General features: G+C 44.1%; 25 protein-coding genes and 2 pseudogenes. 24 read left to right on the top strand and 3 right to left on the bottom strand.

Annotation, left to right across the window (positions count from 1 at the left end; all coding sequences use genetic code 11):
• Positions 1–255 (bottom strand): annotated as a pseudogene (locus tag LNM86_RS10625) (Arm DNA-binding domain-containing protein); the annotation flags it as partial.
• A gap of 501 nt (positions 256–756) precedes the next feature.
• Positions 757–1,116, bottom strand: coding sequence for a helix-turn-helix domain-containing protein (locus LNM86_RS10620; RefSeq protein ID WP_241437648.1), 360 nt, complete (start codon positions 1,114–1,116; stop codon positions 757–759).
• Positions 1,117–1,831: 715 nt separating this feature from the next.
• Between LNM86_RS10620 and LNM86_RS10615 the strand changes: the two genes are divergently transcribed.
• The 15 genes and pseudogenes from LNM86_RS10615 to tolB all read left to right on the top strand — a co-directional run bounded on the left by LNM86_RS10615 (position 1,832) and on the right by tolB (position 10,796).
• Positions 1,832–2,089 (top strand): hypothetical protein, encoded by a 258-nt coding sequence (locus LNM86_RS10615; RefSeq protein ID WP_241437647.1) that lies wholly within the window; start codon positions 1,832–1,834, stop codon positions 2,087–2,089.
• Positions 2,090–2,241: 152 nt separating this feature from the next.
• Entirely contained in the window at positions 2,242–2,385 is a 144-nt protein-coding gene (locus LNM86_RS10610; RefSeq protein WP_241437646.1) for a hypothetical protein, read from the top strand.
• A gap of 299 nt (positions 2,386–2,684) precedes the next feature.
• On the top strand, positions 2,685–3,194 hold the full coding sequence (ruvC, locus tag LNM86_RS10605) for a crossover junction endodeoxyribonuclease RuvC (protein ID WP_241437645.1): 510 nt from the start codon (positions 2,685–2,687) through the stop codon (positions 3,192–3,194).
• Positions 3,195–3,246: 52 nt separating this feature from the next.
• Positions 3,247–3,375 (top strand): annotated as a pseudogene (locus tag LNM86_RS10600) (crossover junction endodeoxyribonuclease RuvC); the annotation flags it as partial.
• A gap of 13 nt (positions 3,376–3,388) precedes the next feature.
• On the top strand, positions 3,389–3,556 hold the full coding sequence (locus tag LNM86_RS10595; protein WP_372712438.1) for a hypothetical protein: 168 nt from the start codon (positions 3,389–3,391) through the stop codon (positions 3,554–3,556).
• A gap of 30 nt (positions 3,557–3,586) precedes the next feature.
• Positions 3,587–3,757, top strand: coding sequence for a RuvC family protein (locus LNM86_RS10590; protein ID WP_372712437.1), 171 nt, complete (start codon positions 3,587–3,589; stop codon positions 3,755–3,757).
• 12 nt (positions 3,758–3,769) lie between these two features.
• Positions 3,770–3,934, top strand: a complete 165-nt coding sequence (locus LNM86_RS10585; RefSeq protein WP_241437644.1) for a hypothetical protein — start codon at positions 3,770–3,772, stop codon at positions 3,932–3,934.
• A gap of 13 nt (positions 3,935–3,947) precedes the next feature.
• The gene (locus LNM86_RS10580; protein ID WP_241437643.1) at positions 3,948–4,115 is read left to right on the top strand and encodes a hypothetical protein; all 168 of its coding nucleotides are present in this window, start codon (positions 3,948–3,950) and stop codon (positions 4,113–4,115) included.
• A gap of 13 nt (positions 4,116–4,128) precedes the next feature.
• Positions 4,129–4,746: a Holliday junction branch migration protein RuvA gene (gene ruvA, locus LNM86_RS10575; protein WP_241437642.1), complete on the top strand. Its 618-nt coding sequence runs from the start codon at positions 4,129–4,131 to the stop codon at positions 4,744–4,746.
• 13 nt (positions 4,747–4,759) lie between these two features.
• Positions 4,760–5,854, top strand: coding sequence for a Holliday junction branch migration DNA helicase RuvB (gene ruvB, locus LNM86_RS10570; RefSeq protein WP_241437641.1), 1,095 nt, complete (start codon positions 4,760–4,762; stop codon positions 5,852–5,854).
• A 223-nt stretch (positions 5,855–6,077) separates the two neighbouring features.
• The gene (gene ybgC, locus LNM86_RS10565) at positions 6,078–6,518 is read left to right on the top strand and encodes a tol-pal system-associated acyl-CoA thioesterase (RefSeq protein WP_241439000.1); all 441 of its coding nucleotides are present in this window, start codon (positions 6,078–6,080) and stop codon (positions 6,516–6,518) included.
• A 141-nt stretch (positions 6,519–6,659) separates the two neighbouring features.
• The gene (gene tolQ, locus LNM86_RS10560) at positions 6,660–7,373 is read left to right on the top strand and encodes a protein TolQ (RefSeq protein ID WP_241437640.1); all 714 of its coding nucleotides are present in this window, start codon (positions 6,660–6,662) and stop codon (positions 7,371–7,373) included.
• A gap of 11 nt (positions 7,374–7,384) precedes the next feature.
• Entirely contained in the window at positions 7,385–7,834 is a 450-nt protein-coding gene (gene tolR / locus LNM86_RS10555; RefSeq protein WP_241437639.1) for a protein TolR, read from the top strand.
• Between the two features lie 72 nt (positions 7,835–7,906).
• Complete coding sequence (tolA, locus tag LNM86_RS10550) at positions 7,907–9,430, top strand: cell envelope integrity protein TolA (protein WP_241437638.1); 1,524 nt, start codon at positions 7,907–7,909, stop codon at positions 9,428–9,430.
• 43 nt (positions 9,431–9,473) lie between these two features.
• A complete protein-coding gene (tolB, locus tag LNM86_RS10545) occupies positions 9,474–10,796 on the top strand; it encodes a Tol-Pal system beta propeller repeat protein TolB (protein WP_241438998.1) in 1,323 nt (440 codons plus the stop codon).
• Between the two features lie 894 nt (positions 10,797–11,690).
• Here tolB and LNM86_RS10540 read toward each other — a convergent pair.
• A complete protein-coding gene (locus tag LNM86_RS10540) occupies positions 11,691–12,437 on the bottom strand; it encodes a YebC/PmpR family DNA-binding transcriptional regulator (protein ID WP_241437637.1) in 747 nt (248 codons plus the stop codon).
• Positions 12,438–12,829: 392 nt separating this feature from the next.
• On the opposite strand from LNM86_RS10540, the gene LNM86_RS10535 reads away from it, so the two are divergent.
• The 9 genes from LNM86_RS10535 (at position 12,830) to glmM (ending at position 23,611) form a co-directional block, all read left to right on the top strand.
• Entirely contained in the window at positions 12,830–13,552 is a 723-nt protein-coding gene (locus tag LNM86_RS10535; protein ID WP_241437636.1) for a DUF1013 domain-containing protein, read from the top strand.
• Between the two features lie 222 nt (positions 13,553–13,774).
• Positions 13,775–14,281 carry a peptidoglycan-associated lipoprotein Pal gene (gene pal / locus LNM86_RS10530; RefSeq protein WP_241437635.1) on the top strand — a complete coding sequence of 169 codons (507 nt, stop codon included), beginning with the start codon at positions 13,775–13,777 and terminating at the stop codon, positions 14,279–14,281.
• Positions 14,282–14,318: 37 nt separating this feature from the next.
• Positions 14,319–16,904 carry a tol-pal system YbgF family protein gene (locus LNM86_RS10525; RefSeq protein WP_241437634.1) on the top strand — a complete coding sequence of 862 codons (2,586 nt, stop codon included), beginning with the start codon at positions 14,319–14,321 and terminating at the stop codon, positions 16,902–16,904.
• Positions 16,894–18,648 carry a tRNA lysidine(34) synthetase TilS gene (gene tilS, locus LNM86_RS10520; protein WP_241437633.1) on the top strand — a complete coding sequence of 585 codons (1,755 nt, stop codon included), beginning with the start codon at positions 16,894–16,896 and terminating at the stop codon, positions 18,646–18,648. The genes LNM86_RS10525 and tilS overlap by 11 nt, the downstream gene beginning before the upstream one ends.
• A 119-nt stretch (positions 18,649–18,767) precedes the next feature.
• On the top strand, positions 18,768–19,604 hold the full coding sequence (locus LNM86_RS10515; protein ID WP_241437632.1) for an ATP-dependent metallopeptidase FtsH/Yme1/Tma family protein: 837 nt from the start codon (positions 18,768–18,770) through the stop codon (positions 19,602–19,604).
• Positions 19,517–20,941, top strand: a complete 1,425-nt coding sequence (locus tag LNM86_RS10510) for an ATP-dependent metallopeptidase FtsH/Yme1/Tma family protein (protein ID WP_308219240.1) — start codon at positions 19,517–19,519, stop codon at positions 20,939–20,941. The genes LNM86_RS10515 and LNM86_RS10510 overlap by 88 nt, the downstream gene beginning before the upstream one ends.
• A gap of 786 nt (positions 20,942–21,727) precedes the next feature.
• Positions 21,728–22,012 carry a hypothetical protein gene (locus LNM86_RS10505; protein ID WP_241437631.1) on the top strand — a complete coding sequence of 95 codons (285 nt, stop codon included), beginning with the start codon at positions 21,728–21,730 and terminating at the stop codon, positions 22,010–22,012.
• Positions 21,999–22,163 carry a hypothetical protein gene (locus tag LNM86_RS10500; RefSeq protein ID WP_241437630.1) on the top strand — a complete coding sequence of 55 codons (165 nt, stop codon included), beginning with the start codon at positions 21,999–22,001 and terminating at the stop codon, positions 22,161–22,163. Before LNM86_RS10505 ends, LNM86_RS10500 begins: the two co-directional genes overlap by 14 nt.
• Positions 22,164–22,231: 68 nt before the next feature.
• Positions 22,232–23,611 (top strand): phosphoglucosamine mutase, encoded by a 1,380-nt coding sequence (glmM, locus tag LNM86_RS10495; protein ID WP_241437629.1) that lies wholly within the window; start codon positions 22,232–22,234, stop codon positions 23,609–23,611.
• The last annotated feature ends 301 nt before the right edge of the window (positions 23,612–23,912 follow it).

The following is a 23,912-nucleotide window of genomic DNA, read 5'->3' as shown; positions in this document are numbered from 1 at the left end:
ATCGCGTTTTTGTTTGTCGCGTTCTTTAATGGGGGCACGCCCTTCACGCAAAACAGAACGCCACCCAGTTGCACATTCACGCGCTTGCTTTAAAGAGATATTTCTTAAAGCCTCCAAGCCCATTTCACGACGCCGTCCGTGGATGGTATAGTGGTAAATCCATGGAGCTCCACCATCTTTACGCTTATGAAGCTACAAGCCGGCGCCATCATACTCTTTACCGCCCCCCAATGTTGCGCAAGCCGGCGCCATCATACTCTTTATCGACCCCCAATGTTGCGACAGCCCTTGGTATTGAGACGATTCATAACAGGCATTTTTACTCCTTTTTTTATTCACATGATAATCCCACTTGTGACGTGCAAGGGGATAGTTTGATTTATCATAAACAAGATTGAAATGAGAGAATCTTAGGATATTCGGAACTCTCATTCAACATGCGAAACGATTAATTATCGTTATGAATCAATAAGTTGTTTTTATCTCTCGGAATTCTAGGATACCCACAAAGTGGGTTCATTTTACGCTAGAGCTTAGGGTTTTTAGATCCCTATTGGTTGTTGCGTATGCGACCAAAACATCCTTTGAATAGTAAAGTACTTTTAGGGTATTACAATAGAAATGAAAAAGTTTCTGTAATATAGAATTTTGTAATGCGAGCGACTTCTTACATGAGAGGCACTGCGCTGCTTATCAAAGAGAAGATGGTGAGAAAAGCAGGAGCACTTTTGTGCATTGATCTTGCCTATTCAGATTTTATTTCTGATCAGAGATGAGCTGTAAAATGGCTTTCTGTTTTACAGAGTTCAGCACTCTGAAGCTTTTTAAAAGCAGATATTCCTCTTTGCTCGAGATGATCTCATCGTGATGGTATGGAGGCTCTTGCTTCGTTAAGAGATCAGCGTAAAAAAAGGCAAGGGGTACATTGAGTTTCTCAGCAATTTCCTTTAAGCGCCCAGCGCTTACACGATTGAGGCCTGTTTCATATTTTTGAATTTGTTGCGCGCTTAGATTTAAAGATTGCCCCAATTCTTTTTGAGACATTTTCAACATTTTTCTTCTAAAGCGGATTTTTTTGCCGATAAAAATGTCGTTGAGAAGGTTTTTGCCTTGCATTTCATTCCCCCACCGGGTGCGAGCGCCCTCGCATTAGTATTCCGGGAGCTTGAAAACACTGAACTCAAATCAGCATTTTGCTTTTAGTGCTTGACAGCACCTGGACATAGCAAAATCTCCCGGAATTCCGGGATACCCACAAAGTGGGCTCATTTTTATGTTTGAGTTTCGGGTTTTCAAGTCCCTATTGGTCGTTGCGTAGGCGACCAAAATCATACGGTTAAACCATAAAGTACTTTTAGGGGATTTACAATAAAAATGAAAAAATTTCTTTACTATAGAGTTTTGTAATGAGAGTGACTTCTTACATGAGAGGCATTGCGCTGCTTAAAAAATGTCGCGAAAAAGGTTCTTGCCTTGCATTTCATTCCCCCACCGGGTGCGAGCGCCCTCGCGTTGGTATTCCGGGAGTTGAAAGAACTGAACCCTAGTCAGCATTTTGCTTTTAGTGCTTGACAGCACCTGGACATAGCAAAAACTCCCGGAATTCCGGGATACCCACAAAGTGGGTCCATTTTTACGCTAGGGTTTCGGGCTTTCAAACCCATATTGGTCGTTGCGTAGGCGACCAAAATCATACAGTTAAACCATAAAGTACTTTTAGGGGATTTACAATAAAAATGAAAAAGTTTCTGTAATGTAGAGTTTTGTAATACGAGCGACTTCTTACATGAGAGACACTGTGCTGTTTATCAAAGAGAAGATGGTGAGAAAAGTGGTAGCACTTTTGTGTATTGATCTTATTTGTTTAATATTTTCTTCTGAAGCGGATTTTTTTGCCGATAAAAATGTCGTTGAGAAGGTTCTTGCCTTGCATTTCATTCCCCCACCGGGTGCGAGCGCCCTCGCATTGGTATTCTGGGAGCTTGAAAATACTGAATCCGAGTCAGCCTTTTTGCTTTTAGTGCTTGATAAGCACCTGGACAGAGCAAAAGCTCCCAGAATAATGATAATTTATCACTTTGCCTGTTGAGTGAAAACCCTTAAATACCTTAAGATTTTCTTATTTCAAATCTGTTTTATGTTGAATCCCACAAAACCATCCCCTTGCATGTCACAAGTGGGATAAGCGTGTGAATGAAATCGTTTGAGAAAAAGTAAAAACGCCCGTTATGAATCGTCTTCATGCGAGAGTTTTTGCAACATTTCAGGGTTGGTAAAGAGAATGCTGCTGCTGGATTGTACCATCATAAGCATAAAGATGGTGGTGCACAATCGATTGACAGTGGATTTATGAGCAGACCCTTTACAGGCGCTACCGCGAAATGAGTTTGGGTGCTCTCTTTAAGAGATGTTTTTTTAGAAAACTGTGTGAATGTGCAACAGATGGTGTTTTTCTTGAGGGATTCTGCTTTTCGTGGAAAGTAGACAGAATTGGAACTTAAGAGTAGAAACAATTCGACTTGATGTCTGGTTGCTTTCTTCATTGAAAGGAACCGGTGGGGTGTTTAGAAGGCGGGGCACCCCTATGGGGGTTATGTGCATCGTTTAAGAAAGCTTCTTTCGATTTTTTGTTTGTTTTGTGCGCCTCTGTTCAAACACGGAAAAACTGTATAGGGTTGCAATTTATGGCAGAGACGATTCGTATTATAGGTATTGATCCCGGGCTACGGTATACGGGGTGGGGTGTGATTGATCTTTTGGGGAACCGTTTGCAATTCATTGCAGCGGGGACGGTTTCTTCTCATGTGCGGTGTGATCTTGCTTCTAGACTTTGCCAGCTTCATAAGGGACTTTCAGAGATCATGCATCAATTTATGCCCCATGAAGCCGCCGTAGAGCATGTGTTTGTTAATAAAGATGCTACAGCAACTTTAAAACTTGGACAGGCACGGGCTGTTGCGCTGCTTGTGCCAGCGCAAGCAGATTTGCCCGTTTTTGAATATGCTCCAAATAAAGTGAAAAAAGCCGTTATTGGTGTTGGTCATGGTGCGAAAGAACAAATTCATATGATGGTGAAAACTCTGCTTCCTCGTGCTGAATTTGATAGTAATGATGCGGCGGATGCCCTTGCCCTTGCGATTTGCCATAGTATGCATCGTAACAGTCTCTCTGATCGTTTGAGGGTTACGGCATGATGAGGGTTTGGGTATGATGGGTGAATTCAAAGGTCTTTGTGATGCTGCCATGATGATAGTAAAAACTCTGCTTCCTCGTGCTGAATTTGCGTGTAATGATGCGGCAGATGCCCTTGCCCTTGCGATTTGCCATAGCATGCATCGTAACAGTCTCTCTGATCGTTTGAGGGTTACAGCATGATGAGGGTTTGGGCATGATAGGTGAATTCAAAGGTCTTTGTGATGCTGCCATGATGATGGTGAAAACTCTGCTTCCTCGTGCTGAATTTGATAGCAATGATGCGGCGGATGCCTTTGCCCTTGCGGTTTACTATGGGTTGCACTGTGACAGTCTTTCTCATTGTTCAAGGGACATGCCATGATGAGGGTTACGGCATGATGGAGATTTGGATATGATAGGTGAATTCAAAGGTCTTTGTGATGCTGCTATGATGGTGATAGTAAAAACTCTGCTTCCTCGTGCTGAATTTGCGTGCCATGATGCGGTTGGTACTCTTGCCCTTGCGATTTGCCATAGCATGCATCGTAACAGTCTCTCTGATCGTTTGAGGGTTACGGCATGATGGGGGTGTATGATGGGTGAATTCAAAGGTCTTTGTGATGCTGCCATGATGATAGTGAAAACTCTGCTTCCTCGTGCTGAATTTGCATGCCATGATACGGCGGATGCCCTTGCCCTTGCGGTTTGCTATGGGTTGCGCTGTGACAGTCTCTCGCATTGTTTGAGGGGTACGGCATGATGGAGATTTGGGTATGATAGGTGAATTCAAAGGTCTTTGTGATGCTGCTATGATGATAGTAAAAACTCTGCTTCCTCGTGCTGAATTTGCATGCCATGATGCGGCAGATGCCCTTGCCCTTGCGATTTACTATGGGTTGCACAGTGACAGTCTCTCGCATTGTTTGAGGGGTACGGCATGATGAGGGTTTGGGTATGATAGGTAAATTAAAAGGTACTCTTGAACATATCTTTGATGATCATATCCTTGTCGATGTTCACGGGGTGGGGTATGTTGTTTTTGTCTCAAACCGGTTGCGTCCTTCTTTACCGGCTCTTGGTGAGAGCATGAGTCTCTTTATCGAAACGCATGTGCGTGAAGAGGCAATTCGTCTGTTTGGTTTTTCGACAAGAGCAGAACAGGAATGGTTTTGCTTGCTGCAAAATGTTCCAGGTGTGGGGGCGAAGGTCGCGTTGGCAATTTTGGGGACTTTATCGCCAGATGAACTTGCACAAGCGATTGCGTTAAATGATATTGCCATGATAAGCCGTGCGCCAGGCGTTGGTAAAAAAGTCAGTGAAAGAATTGTTCGGGAACTCAAAAGTAAAGCACTTCCCTTCCATGACAATGCTTTCCAGTCTGCTCCCATTGCGCATCTGGAAATAGCTAATCAACCAACCAACGAGGCACTTTCTGCTTTGGTCAATCTCGGTTTTGAACGAGATAAAGCAGCGCGTGCTCTTGCTTTGGCAAGGAAAGATCTTGAAGGAGAAGAGGTTTCCTCTGCTGTGCTTATTCGCCATAGTCTCAAACTGCTTTCTTCCTCTAGTTGAGTAAAAGGTAACAATGCATAAAGATGAAGAACAACGCCTTTTGGGGGCCATTCCCCTTCCTAACGACCCAGATCGTTCCTTAAGGCCTCAAGTGCTCGATGACTTTATTGGTCAAGAAGCGGCACGGGCAAATTTGAAAATATTTATCGAAGCGGCAAAGGCGCGCCAAGAAGCGCTTGACCATGTGTTGTTTGTTGGTCCTCCTGGATTGGGGAAAACAACTCTTTCACAAATTATGGCTAAAGAATTGGGTGTTAATTTTCGCTCTACCTCAGGACCCGTTATTGCTAAAGCAGGAGATTTAGCCGCTCTTTTGACCAATCTAGAAGAACGGGATGTGCTTTTTATTGATGAAATTCATCGTTTAAATCCAGCCATTGAAGAAATTCTTTATCCAGCTATGGAAGATTATCAGTTGGACCTCATCATTGGGGAAGGACCAGCAGCCCGTTCGGTTAAAATTGATCTTGCAAAATTTACCTTGGTGGCGGCAACAACCCGTTTGGGGCTGTTGACAACCCCATTACGAGACCGTTTCGGTATTCCCATTCGTCTTAATTTCTATACCATAGAGGAATTGGAATATATCGTGAAACGCAATGCGCGGCTTTTTGCCGTACAGATTAGTGATGATGGTGCCCATGAAATTGCCCGCCGCGCACGCGGAACACCACGCATTGCTGGGCGATTGTTGCGCAGGGTCTGTGACTTTGCTCTGGTGAAGGGTGCTGGAAAAATTGACCGTAATGTTGCTGATGAAGCGCTGTCTCGTCTTGAAGTGGACCATTTAGGGCTCGATCCGCTTGACCGTCGTTACCTGCTGTTGATTGCGGAAACTTTTTTGGGTGGTCCGGTAGGAATTGAAACAATTGCGGCTGCTCTCTCAGAGCCGCGCGATGCCATTGAAGATATTATTGAACCCTATCTGCTCCAGCAAGGTTTTATTCAACGCACGGCACGAGGGCGGATTCTTACAGAACAAGCTTGGGGACATTTGGGATTGTCTGCTCCGATCTCTACAGCTTCAACACAAAAACGCACTCCATTGACTGAGAGACAAAACAATTCATCCCTTCAAACGACTTTGTGGGATGAAGAAGATGACTAAAAGAGTGTTTTTTAAAGCTGTCAGTGTTGATTATTGATAACAATAGAGTGTCTGTATGGGGATGTTGTCTCTATAGGGGCTGTGGGGGAATGCTTATAGAATAAGTTTGGAACTTTGCAGGGGGCTTATGTTCTCACTTCCATGATTTTAACACAAAAATACCATCAAGGATGTGATATAAGAGGCAATTTACAACTTCAAACAATGGGATGGGATGGCACAGATGATGGAAACATCTTCTTTTAAAAATGATCATACAAATGCTTTTCATGATTTTCAGGTACGCGTTTATGTTGCGGATACAGATTTTTCTGGCGTGGTTTATCATGCGCGCTATCTGGAATTTTTTGAACGCGGACGTTCAGAATTTCTACGGGAGACAGGTTTTAATAGCAAGATGTTAGCATCAGGGTTAGAGGGGGAAAGGCTGTTTTTTGTGGTGCGTCATATGGACATCAATTTTTTACGTCCCGCGCAAATCGATAATCTTTTAACAATCAGAACACGGATTAACCGTCGTCAAGGGGCACGTTTTTTTATGGAACAGGTGCTGATGCGGGAAGATGAGATGTTGGTAACAGCAAAAGTAGAAATTGCCCTCATTAATGAGATAGGAAAACCACGACGTTTACCAAAAGAGCTTTTTTCGACAATGCTTGTTTAAAATTGTACTCTGTTCAAAATGAAAAGTGTCTTGCTGCTTTGGCTGAGTAGAGTAAAATTTTTTGCGAAATTTAGAAACTATAAAACAATCTGTTTTATTCAATTTTAACAAATCAATCTTTCATTGAGAGGGACCAAAAGAATGCCGCATGTAGAATTAACAAATCCAGAGGTGATTGGAATATTGCATTTGTTTATGCAAGCGGGTTTTGCTGTTAAAGCTGTGATGATTGGCTTGTTGCTCGCTTCTGTATGGAGTTGGGCGATTATTTTTGATAAAATCTTGACCTATCGAAGAATACGGCGTGATATAAAACAATTTGAACGTGTTTTTTGGTCGGGTAAGGCTCTAGAAGATCTTTATACAGAATGTAAAAGTCGGCGCACCAGTAGTATATCGGCTGTTTTTATGGCAGCAATGGTGGAATGGCAAAAATCTCTTGAAAAGGGCATTCATACTTCGATAAGTTTGCAGAGTCGCATTGATAAGGCGATGGATCTCACGCTGGGACGTGAAAGTGCAAAAATAGAAGCAAAATTAGGATTCCTCGCGACCCTTGGATCGGCAGGACCTTTTATTGGGCTGTTTGGAACGGTGATTGGTATTATGAGTTCCTTTCTTTCTATTTCTGCGTCTCAAAATACCTCATTGGCTATCGTTGCACCAGGAATTGCCGAAGCACTTTTGGCTACCGCTATCGGGTTGTTTGCCGCAATTCCAGCGGTTATTGCTTATAACAAATTGGTTCATGAAAGTGCGCGGATTATTACACAAATAGAAAACTTTGCTGATGAATTTTCAACAATTGTCTCACGACGTATTGATGAAACAACCACATCACATTCACCATTATAAGGGGCGATTTTATGGGAATTTCTGTTGCTTCTTCGCAAAAAAAGACACGCAGACGGCATCATTCACATAGCCAATTGATGAGTGAAATCAATGTCACGCCATTTGTTGATGTGATGTTGGTGCTGTTGATTATTTTTATGGTCTCTGCTCCGCTTTTGGTCAACGGGGTGCCTTTGGATTTGCCTCATAGTCAAGCGGGACCCGTGCACATGCAAGATACGCCTCTTACAGTTTCACTGGATGCGCAAGGGCGTCTTGCTATCAATCAGGACTATTATGAAACAGCTGAAGCTCTGATTGCACAACTTAAAGCCAAATTGGACTCTGAACCTGGACAAAAGAATAAACGTATTTTTGTGCGTGCGGCGAAAACTGTTGAATATCAACAAGTGTTAAAATTGCTTGCCGATATTCAAAAAGCAGGTTTTTCGCAAGTTGCTTTGGCCAGTTTGGCACAATAAGAAGATGATGACCTGTGACAGGTTATATGCGAAGCAATAAAAAGTTTTTAATAAAAAACACAAGGCATGGAGATGAACAAAGACTCTTATCATAGCATGAAACGAGGCTTGGCTTTATCCCTTGTCATACATGGGATTTTGCTTAGTTGGGCAAGTATCCATTTTATCAGTGTGGTCTCTTTGCCACAACAATTGGAAGCAATTCCCATCACCCTTGCTCCTTTAACGCAAGAGCTTTCTTCGCAACAAGGGGCAGCGGATGCTCCTGTGGGGGCTGTTCCAGCAATAAAACCAACAACCAAACCACAAGAAAAAGAAGATGCACGTCATTTTGGAGAAGGAAAATTCGATAGTCTCGCGCCTTTTAAACCAAATGAAAAACCACGGCTGGTTGACACAACACCTCCACCACCAGGAGAAGAGAATGTGCCGGAAAAACCTTCACCAGAATTGACAGAACCAGAATTCTCACAAGCAAAAACAGAAATGCCGCCCAAAATAGAGTCTCCTCAGGAAGAAGCACCAAAGGCGATGCCTGATGTGCCTTTGGAGACACCTCAGGAAGAAGCGCCAAGGGTGATGCCCGATGCACCTTTGGAAACGCCTCAGGAAGAAGCGCCGAAGGTGATGCCTGATGCGCCTCTGGAGACGTCTCAGGAGAATGCGCCAAAGGTGATGCCAGATACGCCTTTGGAGACGCCTCAGGAGAATGCGCCAAAGGTGATGCCAGATACGCCTTTGGACACGCCCCAAGGGGAAGCGCCGAAGGTGATGCCTGATGCGCCTTTGGAGACGCCGCAGGAAGAAGCGCCGAAGGTGATGCCCGATGTGCCTCTGGAGACGTCTCAGGAGAATGCACCAAAGGTGATGCCTGATGTGCCTCTGGAGACACCTCAGGAGGAAGCGCCAAAGGTGATGCCTGATGCACCTTTGGAGACGCCCAAAAATGAAAAAAGAACATTGCCACAACAGCATGCTCTCACCATTCCCAAAGCCCCTCTAGAACAAGCACCAGCGCGTCCACAACTGCCCCAAATGACGCTGCCAGACAAATTCCCTCTTCCTCATTTCAAACCGAAGTCTGATAAAAAAGCTGCTCTACAAAATGTGCAAGCAGCAAAAAAGAACAACCAAAAAATGGAAAAACAGACAATTGAAGATATTTTAGCAATGGAAGAAAATAATCTGTTGAATCGTGCACGAACGCAAGGAGGTGGAGCAAAACGTTCTACGACACCTGAAGCTTTGGGAGCGAGAAAAGATATCAATGATACCACAAGAATGGCACAAACATTGGTTAACATTGCTGGGGGGTGTATTCAACAGAAGCTTAAATTGGTGGCACTTGGTGGTGATTTAAAAAACCGCCCAGTGGTGCGGTTGCGATTTTATCTAAACCGTGACGGAATGGTTGTGGGAGAGCCCATTATTGATCCGTTAAGCGGCGCACAAAGTCAACAAGCCATTATGATAAGACAAGTCTATGCAGCTGTTTTTTCATGCCAACCCTATGCAGATCTTCCCCGTGATCAATATGATCTATGGGGGCAGGGGTTCGATTTTAATGTTGATCCCCTTCAAGAAATAACACAATGAAATACAGAGAGTTTTTTCTCGAAATGAAAGGATACATTCCATGATAACGATAACGAGACGTCAATTTTTTTCTTGGTTTATTGTCACTTGTGGTGTGTGGATTTCGAGTTTTTCATGCGCTTCAGCACAACTTAAAGGCACTATTTCTCGTGCGGACTTTAATCCTATTCCCATTGCCATCACAGATTTTATTTCTAACGATTCGATTGGCTTGAAAATAACCGCCGTAATTACAGCGGATCTTGAACGGTCAGGGCTTTTCCAACCCCTTGATAAGGAATCTTTTTTGGAAAAAATTGTCAATCCTGACACACAACCCCGTTTTGCGGATTGGAAACAAATAAAAGCGCAAGGCGTAGTTAGTGGGCAGGTTATCAGAGAAAGTGATGGACGATTGAGAGTCGATTTTCGTTTGTGGGATGCATTTGGACAGCGACAACTCAAAGGACGCCGTTTTTATACTGCTTCAGAATATTGGCGGCGTGTCGCCCATATGATTGCCGATGAAATTTATAGCGAAATGACAGGGGAAAGTGGTTATTTTGATACAAAGATTGTTTTTATAGATGAAACAGGTCCGCAAAATGCACGCATTAAACGTTTAGCGATTATGGATCAAGATGGAGCAAATTTGCTTTATCTTTCTGATGGTCAGGAGTTGGTACTCACACCGCGTTTTTCACCCAAGCGGCAAGAAATTACCTATATGGCTTACAAACGCAATCAAGTGCCTCATGTTTATCTTCAACAAATTGAAAAAGGGCAAAATGAGTTAATAGGCACCTTTGAAAATATGACAATTGCTCCACGTTTTTCCTCTGATGGACGAAAAGTCATCATGAGTTTGTTGCAAAATGATGGAAGTGCCAATCTTTACACCATGGATTTGCGGACACGCACAACAATGCGCCTTACGGATACTCCGGCTATCGATACATCCGCTTCTTATTCGCCAGATGGAACAAAAATTACCTTTTCATCTGACCGTAGTGGAAAACCACAAATCTATACCATGAATGCGGATGGGACCAATGTTCAACGTATTTCCTCAAAAGAAGGAAGCTATTCTACACCCATTTGGTCACCACGGGGTGATTATATTGCCTTTACGAAACAATTGGACGGACAATTCTCTATCGGTGTTATGCACCCTGATGGACAAGGAGAAAGAATTCTCACAACAGGTTTTCATAATGAAGGACCAACTTGGGCTCCCAATGGTCGTGTTTTGATGTTCTTTCGCAAAAATCCAGGCGAGGGGCCAAAACTTTATACCATTGATATTACCGGACGCAATGAACGCCAAGTCCACACGCCCAATGATGCTTCTGATCCAGCGTGGTCGCCATTGCTCAATGTTCGATAACGTTGTTCGTTTAATCAAAACAGATAGTCATACATCAAAGCTCTGTGATCATGATTGGTTCTTCTCTGTAGATGCTGTTTAAAACAGGGAGTACGCTGTTTTTCAATAAGTTTGTTCTGAAGATGTTGTAAGTTCCCTCTCTACTCTATTCCGGTCTGTAGGCGTGAAGAGTATCTGAGAAAAGTCTTTGGAGATGTTTTTGCAAAGATTCTCTTGAAAAAAGTGACCGAGAAAAAATTAACGGGGAGTTTTGGTTTTTGTGGAATTGATGCTGTTGATTGAAAATGTTTGTCTGTATGAAATGCTCCGCTTTTAAAGTGAGGCTTTGTTTGTGTTGGGACAACATGACAGATGTTGACAGCTTGCCCGAAAAAGCACGGAAAGCAAGCGCGCCTCTCATGGAGAAAGAGCGCCCAGAACCCTTTGATATGAATGCCTTTACACGCCTGCACTTTATAGGCGGGTATTGTTGTTGGTTATGAGAGAAAGCGTGCTGTCTTGACAATCAATTTGTTTGAAGATGTTGTAAGTTCCCTCTCTACTCTATTCCGGTTTGTAGGCGTGAAGAGTATCTGAGAAAAGCCTTTGGAGATGTTTTTGCAAAGATTGTTTTGAAAAAATTAACGGAGAGCTTTGTTTTTTTGTTGAATTGATGCTGTTGATTGAAAATGTTTACCTGTATGAAATGCTTTGCTTTTAAAGTGAGGCTTTGCCTGTGTTGGACAACATGACAGGTGATGACAACTTGCCCGAAAAAGCACGGAAAGCAAGCGCGCCTCTCATGGAGAAAGAGCACCCAGAACCCTCTTTGATATGGATGTCTTTGTACGCAGGCACTCTACACAAAGGCATTGTTGTATGCGGGGTATGCGTGAAAATAAATCAGAGAGAAAATTAACCAGAGAGTTTTGCTAAAATCTCATCGCTGACATCAAAATTAGCATAAACATTTTGTACGTCATCATCTTCTTCTAATGTCGAAATAAGGCGTAAAACCGATAAAGCTTTTTCTTCGTCTATAGGGGCAAGGGTGGTGGCTTTCCAAATCGTTTTAATCGATTCTGCTTCACCAAGTTTTGCTTCTAGCATTTTAGAAACTTCACCAATATCTTCAAATGCGCAAGTAATATGGTGTTCCGTTTCTTCTGATTGCACATCTTCAGCACCGGCTTCAATTGCGGCATCCATGATGCTTTCTGCCGTTCCGACTTCGCTCTTATAGATGATTTCACCAATGCGATTAAACATAAAACTTACGGAACCTGTTTCTCCTAAGGCGCCACCCGATTTGGTGAAGGCAGCACGCACGTTGGAAGCCGTGCGGTTGCGGTTATCTGTTAAAGCCTCAACAATAACGGCAACGCCGCCTGGACCATATCCCTCATAGCGCACTTCATCATAATTTTCGACATCCCCGCCTGAAGCTTTCTTAATGGCACGTTCAATATTGTCTTTTGGCATCGATTGTGCCTTCGCATTCTGGACAGCAAGTCTTAAACGTGGATTCATGGCTGGATCGGGGGCACCTTGTTTGGCTGCAACGGTAATTTCACGTGCAAGCTTAGAAAATATTTTCGAGCGCATCGCATCTTGACGCCCTTTACGGTGCATAATATTTTTAAATTGTGAATGACCTGCCATCGTTTTCTTTCCAATTTTGAGGGCTCTTTTTCTCGTGAGGCTGTCCCTGTGAGATTACCCTTGAATTTAAGGCAATGAAAGACATATCCTACGAGAATAAATATGCCGTAACATAAGGTGAAGTGATCAAATAAATCCTTTATAAAAAAATTCGCATAAAAGGTAAAGATCCTCTGTGAAGGATCTTGATAAGAGAGGTGTCTTGTCGTTCTTTAAAAATCAGGTTATAACATCATATAATTTCATGGTAAAAGTGGTTTATTCCATACCTCGCTTTAATTAAAGTGTGGGCGGTAAAACCGGTATGTAGAAAAAAGATCTAGTGCTCCACAAGGGGCGATAATCTGCCTCAAAAACTCCATAAAGAGGCGAATTGAGAGGATATTATAGGAATGGCAACGCAACTTTTGATGCCCAAAGCAACAGCTGTTTGGCTGGTTGATAACACTGCTCTTTCTTTTGATCAAATTGCAGAATTTTGTAAATTGCACGTCTTGGAAGTGAAGGCTATTGCCGATGGTGAAGCGGCTCATGTTAAAGGTCTCAATCCCATTAATTCTGGGCAATTGACGCGCAGTGAAATCGCCCGCGTGGAGGCTGATCAAAATGCTCGCTTGAAAATTTCCGAGTCTAGAGTGCATATTCCAGAGAAAAAACGGAAAACTGCACGCTATATCCCTTTGTCGCGGCGTCAAGACCGCCCCAATGGTATCTTATGGTTGGTGATGAACCATCCTGAATTGAAAGATGCGCAAATTTCACGGTTGATTGGGACAACAAAGGCAACGATTGAACAAATTCGTCTGAGAACCCATTGGAATAGCGCTAATTTGGTTCCTCTCGATCCTGTCGGATTGGGGTTGTGTTCACAAATTGATTTGGATTTCGAACTCAAACGTGCGGCAAAAAATCGTCTTGTTACGGCAGAAGAAGATCCGTCTTTATTGCCCGCATCCGTGACAGAAAATGTTCCTCTTAATCAAGTACACGGGCAAGTGCATGAGAAAGCACACGGGGAATATCAGAGAGAAGATGATCCTAACAAAAACTTTGATGCCGATAAAGTTTTTGCAAAACTCAATGCACTCAAAAAAAATCAGCAGGAAGACACATAGAACGAGATGATGCGCAGCCTTGAAACGTAAGCATGATTTTTCCATGAATGTTGAAAGGTTGGGGATTAAAGAAACAACAAAATTAAAAGGATAAAAGTCGTAAAAAGTGAGAAAAATTTCTTCTTCATTAGGAATTAACGGCTATTCTTAAAGCGCTTTTGAAAAAAGGTATCCTTGAAAAAAGGTATCTTGGCGATTTTATTAATTAAGGAGAATTAGCGTATGCGCTCTACCAAAAATATTGGCTTTTATCTCTTAGCCATCCTCTTTTTTATGTCTTTGTCATTGGTTGGTTGTGGAAAGAGGCATGTCGGCGACCCTAACGGTATGAATAATGCTTATTTAAATGGTGCTGGCTTTAATGAAGCCCCCGCGGGTTCAGGACAAGAGTTTACTGTCAACGTGGGAGATCGCGTTTTCTTTAGTCTCGATTCTTCTTCAATTGAACCTGATGCTGAACGTATTTTAATGCGCCAAGCAGAATGGTTACTGCGTTATCCTTACCATTCTATTATGATTGAAGGTCATGCTGATGAACGGGGTACGCGTGAATATAATTTGGCACTAGGACAACGTCGTGCTGTCGCTGTGCGTAATTATTTAATTTCTCTTGGTGTATCTGCGCAACGTATTCAAACGATTTCTTACGGAAAAGAAAGGCCTGTCGCAGTGTGTGATGATATTTCCTGTTGGAACCAAAATCGTCGCGCTGTTACAACGCTTAAATGAGAGGAATGATCATTAAAATAATTCTTAAGGGGAGAAAATGATGTCGATATGGCGTAAAAAAAACTGGAAAAATGCCTTATGTATGGCTGTTTTCGTCACTTGTTTTGCTTCGTCTGTGCAAAGTGCGGCACGATGGGTTTCGCAATACTCTAAAGAAAACTCAGATTCTGCTGCTGAGGGTAAGGCTGATACTACCGATAAAGCTGTGCCTTCTGCAGAAAAGACTACGCCTGCTGTAAATGAAGCTGCTGATGCGGTGAAGGAAGCTGGTTCTGCTGTTGCCGATAAAGCCGCGGGAGTGGCGGAAAAGGCTACGCCTGTTGCGAATGAAGCTGTGGATGCGGTAAAGAAGGCTGGTTCTGCTGCTGCCGATAAGGCTGCGGGTGTAGCGGAAAAGGCTGCGCCTGTTGTTAATGAAGCTGGTGATGCGGTAAAGGAAGCTGGTTCTGCTGCTGCCGATAAAGCCGCGGGAGTGGCGGAAAAGGCTGCGCCTGTTGTCAATGAAGCTGTGGATGCGGTGAAGAAGGCTGGTTCTGCTGCTGCGGATAAAGCCGCGGATGCTGCGGAAAAGGCTACGCCTGTTGTCAATGAAGCTGTGGATGCGGTGAAGGAAGCTGGTTCTGCTGCTGCCGATAAAGCCGCGGGAGTGGCGGAAAAGGCTACGCCTGTTGTCAATGAAGCTGGTGATGCGGTAAAGGAAGCTGGTTCTGCTGCTGCCGATAAAGCTGCGGGTGCGGTGGAAAAGGCTGCGCCTGTTGTCAATGAAGCTGGTGATGCGGTAAAGGAAGCTGGTTCTGCTGCTGCCGATAAAGCCGCGGGAGTGGCGGAAAAGGCTGCGCCTGTTGTCAATGAAGCTGTGGATGCGGTGAAGAAAGCTGGTTCTGCTGCTGCCGATAAGGCTGCGGGTGTAGCGGAAAAGGCTACGCCTGTTGTCAATGAAGCTGTGGATGCGGTGAAGGAAGCTGGTTCTGCTGCTGCCGATAAAGCTGCGGGTGCGGTGGAAAAGGCTGCGCCTGTTGTCAATGAAGCAGTGGATGCGGTGAAGAAGGCTGGTGCTGCTGCTGCCGATAAAGCTGCGGGTGTAGCGGAAAAGGCTGCGCCTGTTGTCAATGAAGCAGTGGATGCGGTGAAGAAGGCTGGTGCTGCTGCTGCCGATAAAGCTGCTGGTGTGGCGGAAAAGGCTGCGCCTGTTGTCAATGAAGCTGTGGATGCGGTGAAGGAAGCTGGTTCTGCTGCTGCCGATAAAGCTGCGGGTGCTGTGGAAAAGGCTGCGCCTGTTGTCAATGAAGCTGGTGATGCGGTAAAGGAAGCTGGTTCTGATGTTGCTGATAAAGCCGCGGGAGTGGCGGAAAAGGCTACGCCTGTTGTCAATGAAGCTGTGGATGCGGTGAAGAAAGCTGGTTCTGCTGCTGCCGATAAGGCTGCGGGTGTAGCGGAAAAGGCTGCGCCTGTTGTCAATGAAGCAGTGGATGCGGTGAAGGAAGCTGGTTCTGCTGTTGCCGATAAGGCTGCGGATGCTGTGGAAAAGGCTACGCCTGTTGTCAATGAAGCTGGTGATGCGGTGAAGAAGGCTGGTTCTTCTGCTGCCGATAAAGCTGCGGGTGCGGTGGAAAAGGCTGCGCCTGCTGTCAATGAAGCTGTGGATGCGGTAAAGAAGGCTGGTTCTGCTGTTGCCGATAAAGCCGCGGATGCGGTGAAGGAAGCTGGTTCTTCTGTTGCCGATAAAGCTGCGGGAGTGGTGGAAAAGGCTACAGCTGTTCCTGCTTTTCAGGGAATGATCCAAAGTCGAGAGTTTATTTTAGAAAATCAAAAGGCTCTGTTTAAAGATTATGATTTGGATAAGCTGTTGCAGAATATACGGACGGTGCTTGAGCATAACAGTTTGAAAAATGTGCAAAAGCAATTCCATAAGCTTTTTGATGAAAAAGACGCTGCTGTTTATTCTTGTGCTGTTGAGAGCGCTCTTGTGGATGAAAATTTGCCGGCTGTAAAAGAAGGCGAGGTTCAGGAACGGAGTGCAAAAGAGGTCCAGAAGAGTGTTGTCGATGTGGAAAACCATGATCATGAAAGCCATTTACAGGAAATCTATGGTCATGGGGAAAAAACGGGTGACTCTTTGAAGGAAACGCATCAAGATGCAAAGCAAACAGAGAACCGTTCGCAGAAAAACCCTTTAGAAAACAATCATCAAGAAAAAAAGGCTATCGAATCGCAACAGGATAAGAATTCCTCTCTTTCCTCTTCTAAAGCGTTGTATAAAAAAGGCTATGATGCTCTTCGTTCGGCCAACTATGTTGAAGCTGAAAAAGCCTTTTGTGCTTTTCAACAGCAATACAAAAAAGATCCTTTGAGTGATGATGCTTTGTTCTGGTTAGCAGAAGCTTTGTTGGGACAAAAACGCTATCATGAAGCGGCACAAGTGTATCTCACCGCTTGGTATACAGATAAAAAGCAGCTCTATAGTTCTGAAATCTTGTTGAAATTAGCACTGAGTATGGTGACTCTTGAGAAAAATAAAGAGGCTTGTCCCGTTGCGGTGAAAAAAACAAAGCATCCTAAAACGTTGGAGTCTGTCTTTTGTAAACCTGTAAAAAGGAATGAGGTCCGTCACGGTGTGCATTAGACTTGCAGGAGATCTCTTTAAAACATCGGATTTTATCCAGTGTCAAAAGGTGATCCTTGCTGTCTCAGGAGGGAGTGATTCTCTGGCTTTGCTATTTTTGGTCAAAGACCATTTTAAAACACTCTCTGCTGCTCCGGAAATTATTGCTGTTACCGTTGATCATCAATTACGCAGAGAATCAGCCCGTGAAGCTTTAACCGTTGCGGAGATTTGTCATGCCCATCGCATTAAACATAGTATTGTGCGGTGGGAGGGAGAAAAACCAAAAACCCATATCGCTTCAAGTGCGCGTATGGCGCGTTATAACCTGCTGTTTGAAGAAGCGCAAAAACAGGGTGCGACTCTTATCATGACAGGGCATACCCTCAATGATCAGGTTGAAACCTATCAAATGCGTTACCAACGCCTTCAGAAGGATATAGAGGAGAGGCGGCAACCCGCTGTTGCCGATAGGCTGGGTGGCAATTATGCGAGAGCATCTGCCGGTGTTTTATCCGCTGAAGTCTTTGAAGGCATGCGTGGTCGAACCTCTTCTAGAGAGGGTGAAGAACAGAGTGCGACCCTTATCATGACAGGGCATACCCTCAATGATCAGGTTGAAACCTATCAAATGCGTTACCAACGCCTTCAGAAGGATACAGAGGAGAGGTGGCAACCGGCTGTTGCCGATAGGCTGGGTGGCGGTTATGCGAGAGCATCTGCCGATGTTTTATCCGCTGAAGTCTTTGAAGGCATGCGTGGTCGAACCTCTTCTAGAGAGGGTGAAGAACAGAGTGCGCAAAAAATGTGTCTTATGGCTGAAAAAGATGATGGGTTGATGTATGCGCGGGGGTTATCTTGTATTCCACGTGAGTCATTGCTTTGTCGAGAAATACGCTTGATTCGTCCGCTCCTTGGTGTTAAACGACAAACATTGCGTACTTATTTGCACCTAAAGGGCAAAAGGTGGATTGATGATCCAACCAATGAAGATCGCAATTTTGAACGCGTGCGCGTGCGCCAATCCCTCCAGCAAAAAAAACAATCCCTCCAGCAAAAAAAATTTGTCGAGATTGGACAAAGAGTCCATGAAGCCGCATTAAAACGTCGTCAACAGGTCAAAATTGTTGCCGATCTCATTTTGGCTCTGGATATTGCTGTTGCCTATGGGCGTTGTGTTATTGCAAAACCGGCGTCCTTCTTACAACAGCATCCAAGTTTTCCCTTTGTCGTTGGGCTGTTTGCTGTATTGATGGGCGGGGGATCATATTTACTTCCTGCGCAAAAATTGAAGGTTCTTGCCCAAAAGCTCTGTCTCCACGCATCAGAAAAGCAGCGCTTTACTCTCGCTGGAGCGGTCATTGAATCAAACAGGAGCGGAATTGCCCTTTGGCGCGAATCTCGCAATATGAAAGAGGAGATTGTTGAGTCTGGAAAAACGTCTCTATGGGATGGGCGCTATCAGATTACCAATCATGGAGGAGAGCCCATCAAGGTTGGTGCCGCAGGTTTGACGCAACTGAAAGCGCTCTTGCAAAAAAGCGCTCTTGATCTTGAAAATCCCCATTTTCCCTCGTTACAATCATTGTTGATGCTGTCAAATGACAAAGGCTATGCTATTCCAGAGTTGATTTCTCAAAATCTTTCTTTTCCAAATGTTCATATCAAGCGGATTATGGCACCCTTCGATTGGCTTTTATCGCGTGAAGATGCCGCTCTGGTACATGTTGTGGAGCCTTTTTTTAATATCGAGGTGGAAAGATAAAGAAAAATCACGCTAAAAGACAATAAACATCTCCTCATCCCTTGGCAAGGGACTTACAAGGTTATATGTTAAGGGGAAGAATAATTTAAAATCTAGATTTAATTAAGTGTGGGCCGAATATGAATTCCAATTACCGCTCTCTCCTCATTTGGGGAGTTATCGCCTTAATTTTGATTGTGTCGTTTTCTCTCTTTAATGGAGATAGCCAACGTTCTGGAGGAGGAGAACTCTCTTATTCCGAATTTTTGCAAAAGGTTGAAAATAATGAGCTGACATCTGTAACCATTCAGGGGCAAAAGTTAACAGGACAAACTGTCGAGCACAGAACTGTTTCAACTTACGCGCCTCGCGATCCGGGTTTGATCCAAAAATTGGAAAGCAAAAATGTTAATGTTAAAGCTATTCCTGAGAGTTCTGGTAATAGTATTTTCCTTAATCTGCTCTTTTCCTTATTGCCTGTGATTATTATCGTGGGGGCTTGGGTCTTCTTTATGCGGCAAATGCAAAATGGCTCACGCGGGGCTATGGGATTTGGCAAATCAAAAGCAAAATTGCTCAATGAAGCGCAGGGGCGTGTCACCTTTCAAGATGTTGCTGGTGTGGAAGAAGCAAAGCAGGATCTTCAGGAAATTGTCGAATTTTTACGCGAACCACAAAAATTCCAACGTTTGGGAGGACGTATTCCACGGGGTGTCTTGCTGGTTGGTCCTCCAGGAACCGGTAAAACTTTGCTTGCCCGCTCTGTGGCAGGAGAAGCAAATGTGCCCTTCTTTACCATTTCAGGGTCTGATTTTGTCGAAATGTTTGTTGGTGTTGGTGCAAGTCGGGTGCGCGATATGTTCGAACAGGCGAAAAAAATGCCCCCTGTATTATCTTTATTGATGAAATCGACGCGGTTGGGCGCCATCGTGGTGCTGGACTGGGAGGCGGAAATGACGAGCGCGAGCAGACTTTAAATCAGTTGCTTGTCGAAATGGATGGTTTTGAACCCAATGAAAGTATCATTCTTATTGCTGCAACAAACAGACCTGATGTGCTCGACCCAGCTTTGTTAAGACCAGGGCGTTTTGATCGACAAGTCGTTGTGCCAAATCCTGATATTTCTGGACGTGAGCAAATCTTAAAAGTGCATGTGCGTAATGTTCCTTTAGCGCCTAATGTTGATCTCAAAGTTTTGGCGCGGGGAACACCAGGATTTTCTGGAGCTGATTTGATGAACCTTGTCAATGAGGCTGCTCTTATGGCGGCTAGCCGCAATAAAAGAGTCGTCACTATGCAAGAGTTCGAAGATGCAAAAGATAAGGTGATGATGGGGGCTGAACGGCGTTCGTCCGCTATGACACAAGAAGAAAAAGAACTCACCGCTTATCACGAAGCAGGACATGCTATCGTAGCCCTTTCTGTTCCTGTTGCTGACCCTGTGCATAAAGCAACAATTGTACCAAGGGGAAGAGCTTTAGGAATGGTGATGCAATTGCCCGAAGGGGATCGCTATTCTATGAGTTATCGATGGATGATTTCGCGGTTGGCTATCATGATGGGTGGACGCGTCGCTGAGGAATTGAAATTTGGAAAAGAAAATATCACTTCAGGGGCTTCTTCTGATATTGAACAAGCAACAAAATTAGCACGGGCGATGATTACACGGTGGGGATTTTCTGATCTGCTTGGTAATGTTGCTTATGGTGATAATCAGGATGAAGTCTTTTTAGGGCACTCTGTGGCTCGAACACAAAATGTCTCTGAAGAAACAGCGCGTATGATTGATGCTGAAGTGCGTAAGCTTATTGATGATGCTTATAAAAGTGCGACAAAAATTCTGAAAGAAAAAAAGAAAGAATGGTTTGCTTTGGCACAAGGCTTGTTAGAGTATGAAACTTTAACCGGCGCTGAAATTAAAGAAGTTATTGCCGGAAAGCCTCCTTCACGAACACAAAAAGATGAAGGAAACACGCCGCGCATTTCCTCTGTTCCAAAAACGGGAACGGTTAAAGCAGAGTCGCAAAGCGAAACTGTGACAACAGCAGATCAAACAGATGCTGATGAGACAGATATTGATCAAGAAAAGGGCAGAAAAGCAGGGGCAGAAGCTGGAATGCAAACAGCAAAGTCTTCTGATGTTCAAGCCAATGGTTCTGAGAGGAAAGAACCGCAATCCCATGGGGCTGAGAAAAAAGCACAAAACGCGAAAAGCTCCACCAAAACAGCAAGTCGCCCTAAAAGCAAAGTAAACGCTGGTAAAAAGCCAAATGCTACAGAAACTGATAAAGGAAAGCCTTCTAACGACGCTTAAATGACGGTATTGGGAAAGAAATTCTAAGTAAAATTGTTTGAAAAAGGCGCAAGGAAGACTTGCGCCTTAAAAGTATATTTAGAAAATTCTGCAATTAAGGTGTTATAGGGCTGTTGGTTTGTGATCTTTGTCGCGGTGTTTGGCGGTGGGCTTGGTGTCTGGTGCGGTGTGTTTGGCGGTGTTTGTGGTCTATGCGTGGTGAGAAATGTTTGAGGCGTTTGGTTTTGTGTCTTGATGGTATGTGTGGTGAGTTGGTCGCTAGGGTGTTTGCTTTTTTGATGGAGATCCTTTTGCTTTTGTTTAAAAGAGGAGCGTTTGCTCATGAGAGAGTATAATATTGCTTGGTGGAGACCTCAAAGCATCATTGGTAGCGTGCGTGTGGGTTGCTGAAATGAGAGAGTTGCTGCTTGGCAGTGGGCTTGGTGCGCGTTGCGGTGTTTGGCGGTGGGCTTGGTGTCTGCGTGATGAGAAATGTTTGAGACCTTTGGTTTTGTGTCTTGATGGTGTGTGTGTGGAGAGCTGGTCGTTAGGGTGTTTGCTTTTTTGATGGAGATCCTTTTGCTTTTGTTTAAAAGGGGAGCGTTTGCTCATGAGAGAGCATAATATTGCTTGGTGGAGATCTCAAAGCATCATTGGCGGAGTACGTGTGGTGGTTGCTGAAAGCAGAGCGTTGTTTTAGGCGATGGGGTTGGTGTCTGGTGCGGTGTTTTTGGCGTTTTTTGTGGTCTATGTGTGGTGAGAAATGTTTGAGACCTTTGGTTTTGTTTAAAAGGGGAGCGTTTGCTTATGAGAGGGCATAATATTGCTTGGTGGAAACCTCAAAGCCTCATTGGCAGAGTGCGTGTGGTGGTTGCTGAAAGCAGAGCGTTGTTGCTTGGTGGTGGGTTTGGTATGCGCGTTGCGTTGTTTGGCGTTGTTTGTATTCTATGCGTGGTGAGAGGTGTTTTGAGACCTTTGGTTTTGTGTCTTGATGGTGTGTGTGGAGAGTTGGTCGCTAGGGTGTTTGCTTTTTTGATGGAGATCCTTTTGCTTTTGTTTAAAAGGGGAGCGTTTGCTTATGAGAGAGCATAATATTGCTTGGTGGAGATCTCAAAGCCTCATTGGCGGAGTGTATGTGGTGGTTGCTGAAATGAGAGCGTTGTTGCTTGGCAGTGGGGCTGGTGTGTGGTGTGATTTTCTGAAAGTTTGGAAATCAAGAGATGGCAATGATTGCATCACATAAGCAGTATTGTATCAGGGATTTTGCCTGTTAGCGACGAAGGAAGAGAACTGTGTGTAAAGGAAAGAGGGATGGCGCAAAAATATTTTGGTACTGATGGAATTCGGGGAAAGGCTAATTCTTTCCCTATGACAGCAGATTTTGCCATGAAAGTGGGAATGGCTGTGGGGGTGTTGTTTCGTTCACAACATCAGTCGCGTCGTGTGGTGATTGGTAAGGATACACGATTATCTGGTTATATGTTGGAAAATGCTTTGGTTTCAGGATTTACCGCTGCGGGAATGGAGGCTTTCTTGCTTGGACCTGTACCAACACCTGCTGTTGCTATGCTTTGTCGTTCCCTGCGCGCTGATCTTGGTGTGATGATTTCTGCTTCTCATAATCCTTTCTATGATAATGGCATTAAACTTTTTGGTCCCGATGGTTTTAAGCTTTCCGATGAGATGGAAGCAAAAATTGAACAATTGATTGATACAGATCTTTCAAAATCCTTAGCAGATTGTGCTGAAATTGGCTATGCAAAGCGGGTTGAGGGCGATATTTATCGCTATATTGAATATGCAAAACGAACGTTGCCCCGTGATGTGCGTCTTGATGCGGTGCGTATCGTCGTCGATTGTGCCAATGGTGCTGCTTATAAAGCCGCTCCACGTGCGTTATGGGAATTGGGGGCTGAGGTTTTTGCTATTCATGATACACCAAATGGGATGAATATTAATCAAAAATGTGGGTCAACCGATTTGACTTCTTTAAAGAAGAAAGTGCATGAAGTGCGTGCCGATGTGGGGATTGCGCTTGATGGTGATGGTGACCGTGTTTTGCTTGTCGATGAAAAAGCACAAACCATTGATGGAGATCAGTTGATTGCTGTGATTGCTGAACATTGGCATAAAATGGGGCGTTTACAGTGTAACGGTGTTGTCACAACGATTATGTCAAATCTTGGACTCGAGCGCTTCTTGAACAGCAAATGTTTAGATGTTGTTCGGACCAATGTTGGGGATCGTTATGTTGTCGAAGCAATGCGCGAAAAGGGATATAATGTTGGTGGTGAAGCTTCAGGGCATATCGTGCTTAGTGATTTTGGTACAACCGGTGATGGACTGGTCGCTGCTTTGCAAATTTTAGCATGTATGCAAGAGAGCCAAACGCCTATGAGCCAATTGTGTAAACGGTTTGAACCTGTGCCACAAATTTTAAAAAATATAACGATTAAAAACAAAAATGTGTTGAAAAAGAATCCGGTTAAAAAAGCAATAGATCAAGCAACGCAACGGTTGGGGAAAGATGCGCGATTGGTTATCCGTGCTTCTGGAACAGAACCGGTTATCCGCATTATGGCTGAAGGTGATGAACGAGAAATGATCAATGCTGTTGTTACAGAGATGATGGAAGTTATTGCACATCATGATACGCATGCGAAAGAGGATGTTTCCCTCGAGAAAGCGTGAATCCTTTTATAAAATTTGTGGTATAATCCGCTTGTGTTTTTGATATGTCATATACGAGGTCATGACGCATTGCCTCACGTTTTTGTTTGTCACGTTCTTTAAAGGAATCGCGACCCTCATTCAAAACAGAACGTTATTGGGTTGCCAATTCACGTGCTTGTTTTAAAGAAACAGCTCTTAAAGCACTCAACCCATTTCACGACGGCGCCCGTGAATAGTATAGCGTAAAAGCTACTGAGTACCACCATCTTTACGCTTATGAAGGTATAAGCTAGTATTATCATACTGTTTGCCAGACCTC

Origin of the sequence: Bartonella machadoae (assembly GCF_022559585.1) — a bacterium.
Taxonomy (GTDB): Bacteria; Pseudomonadota; Alphaproteobacteria; order Rhizobiales; family Rhizobiaceae; genus Bartonella; species Bartonella machadoae.
This window is presented reverse-complemented; position numbering and strand designations above follow the sequence as displayed.

Bases quoted from the DNA above. Each gene is read 5' to 3' on its own strand.
- LNM86_RS10620 (WP_241437648.1), bottom strand. From the start codon at position 1,116: ATGCAAGGCAAAAACCTTCTCAACGACATTTTTATCGGCAAAAAAATC.
- LNM86_RS10610 (WP_241437646.1), top strand. From the start codon at position 2,242: ATGCGAGAGTTTTTGCAACATTTCAGGGTTGGTAAAGAGAATGCTGCT.
- ruvC (WP_241437645.1), top strand. From the start codon at position 2,685: ATGGCAGAGACGATTCGTATTATAGGTATTGATCCCGGGCTACGGTAT.
- LNM86_RS10595 (WP_372712438.1), top strand. From the start codon at position 3,389: ATGATAGGTGAATTCAAAGGTCTTTGTGATGCTGCCATGATGATGGTG.
- LNM86_RS10590 (WP_372712437.1), top strand. From the start codon at position 3,587: ATGATAGGTGAATTCAAAGGTCTTTGTGATGCTGCTATGATGGTGATA.
- LNM86_RS10585 (WP_241437644.1), top strand. From the start codon at position 3,770: ATGGGTGAATTCAAAGGTCTTTGTGATGCTGCCATGATGATAGTGAAA.
- LNM86_RS10580 (WP_241437643.1), top strand. From the start codon at position 3,948: ATGATAGGTGAATTCAAAGGTCTTTGTGATGCTGCTATGATGATAGTA.
- ruvA (WP_241437642.1), top strand. From the start codon at position 4,129: ATGATAGGTAAATTAAAAGGTACTCTTGAACATATCTTTGATGATCAT.
- ruvB (WP_241437641.1), top strand. From the start codon at position 4,760: ATGCATAAAGATGAAGAACAACGCCTTTTGGGGGCCATTCCCCTTCCT.
- ybgC (WP_241439000.1), top strand. From the start codon at position 6,078: ATGATGGAAACATCTTCTTTTAAAAATGATCATACAAATGCTTTTCAT.
- tolQ (WP_241437640.1), top strand. From the start codon at position 6,660: ATGCCGCATGTAGAATTAACAAATCCAGAGGTGATTGGAATATTGCAT.
- tolR (WP_241437639.1), top strand. From the start codon at position 7,385: ATGGGAATTTCTGTTGCTTCTTCGCAAAAAAAGACACGCAGACGGCAT.
- tolA (WP_241437638.1), top strand. From the start codon at position 7,907: ATGAACAAAGACTCTTATCATAGCATGAAACGAGGCTTGGCTTTATCC.
- LNM86_RS10540 (WP_241437637.1), bottom strand. From the start codon at position 12,437: ATGGCAGGTCATTCACAATTTAAAAATATTATGCACCGTAAAGGGCGT.
- LNM86_RS10535 (WP_241437636.1), top strand. From the start codon at position 12,830: ATGGCAACGCAACTTTTGATGCCCAAAGCAACAGCTGTTTGGCTGGTT.
- pal (WP_241437635.1), top strand. From the start codon at position 13,775: ATGCGCTCTACCAAAAATATTGGCTTTTATCTCTTAGCCATCCTCTTT.
- LNM86_RS10525 (WP_241437634.1), top strand. From the start codon at position 14,319: ATGATGTCGATATGGCGTAAAAAAAACTGGAAAAATGCCTTATGTATG.
- LNM86_RS10515 (WP_241437632.1), top strand. From the start codon at position 18,768: ATGAATTCCAATTACCGCTCTCTCCTCATTTGGGGAGTTATCGCCTTA.
- LNM86_RS10505 (WP_241437631.1), top strand. From the start codon at position 21,728: ATGAGAGGGCATAATATTGCTTGGTGGAAACCTCAAAGCCTCATTGGC.
- LNM86_RS10500 (WP_241437630.1), top strand. From the start codon at position 21,999: ATGAGAGAGCATAATATTGCTTGGTGGAGATCTCAAAGCCTCATTGGC.
- glmM (WP_241437629.1), top strand. From the start codon at position 22,232: ATGGCGCAAAAATATTTTGGTACTGATGGAATTCGGGGAAAGGCTAAT.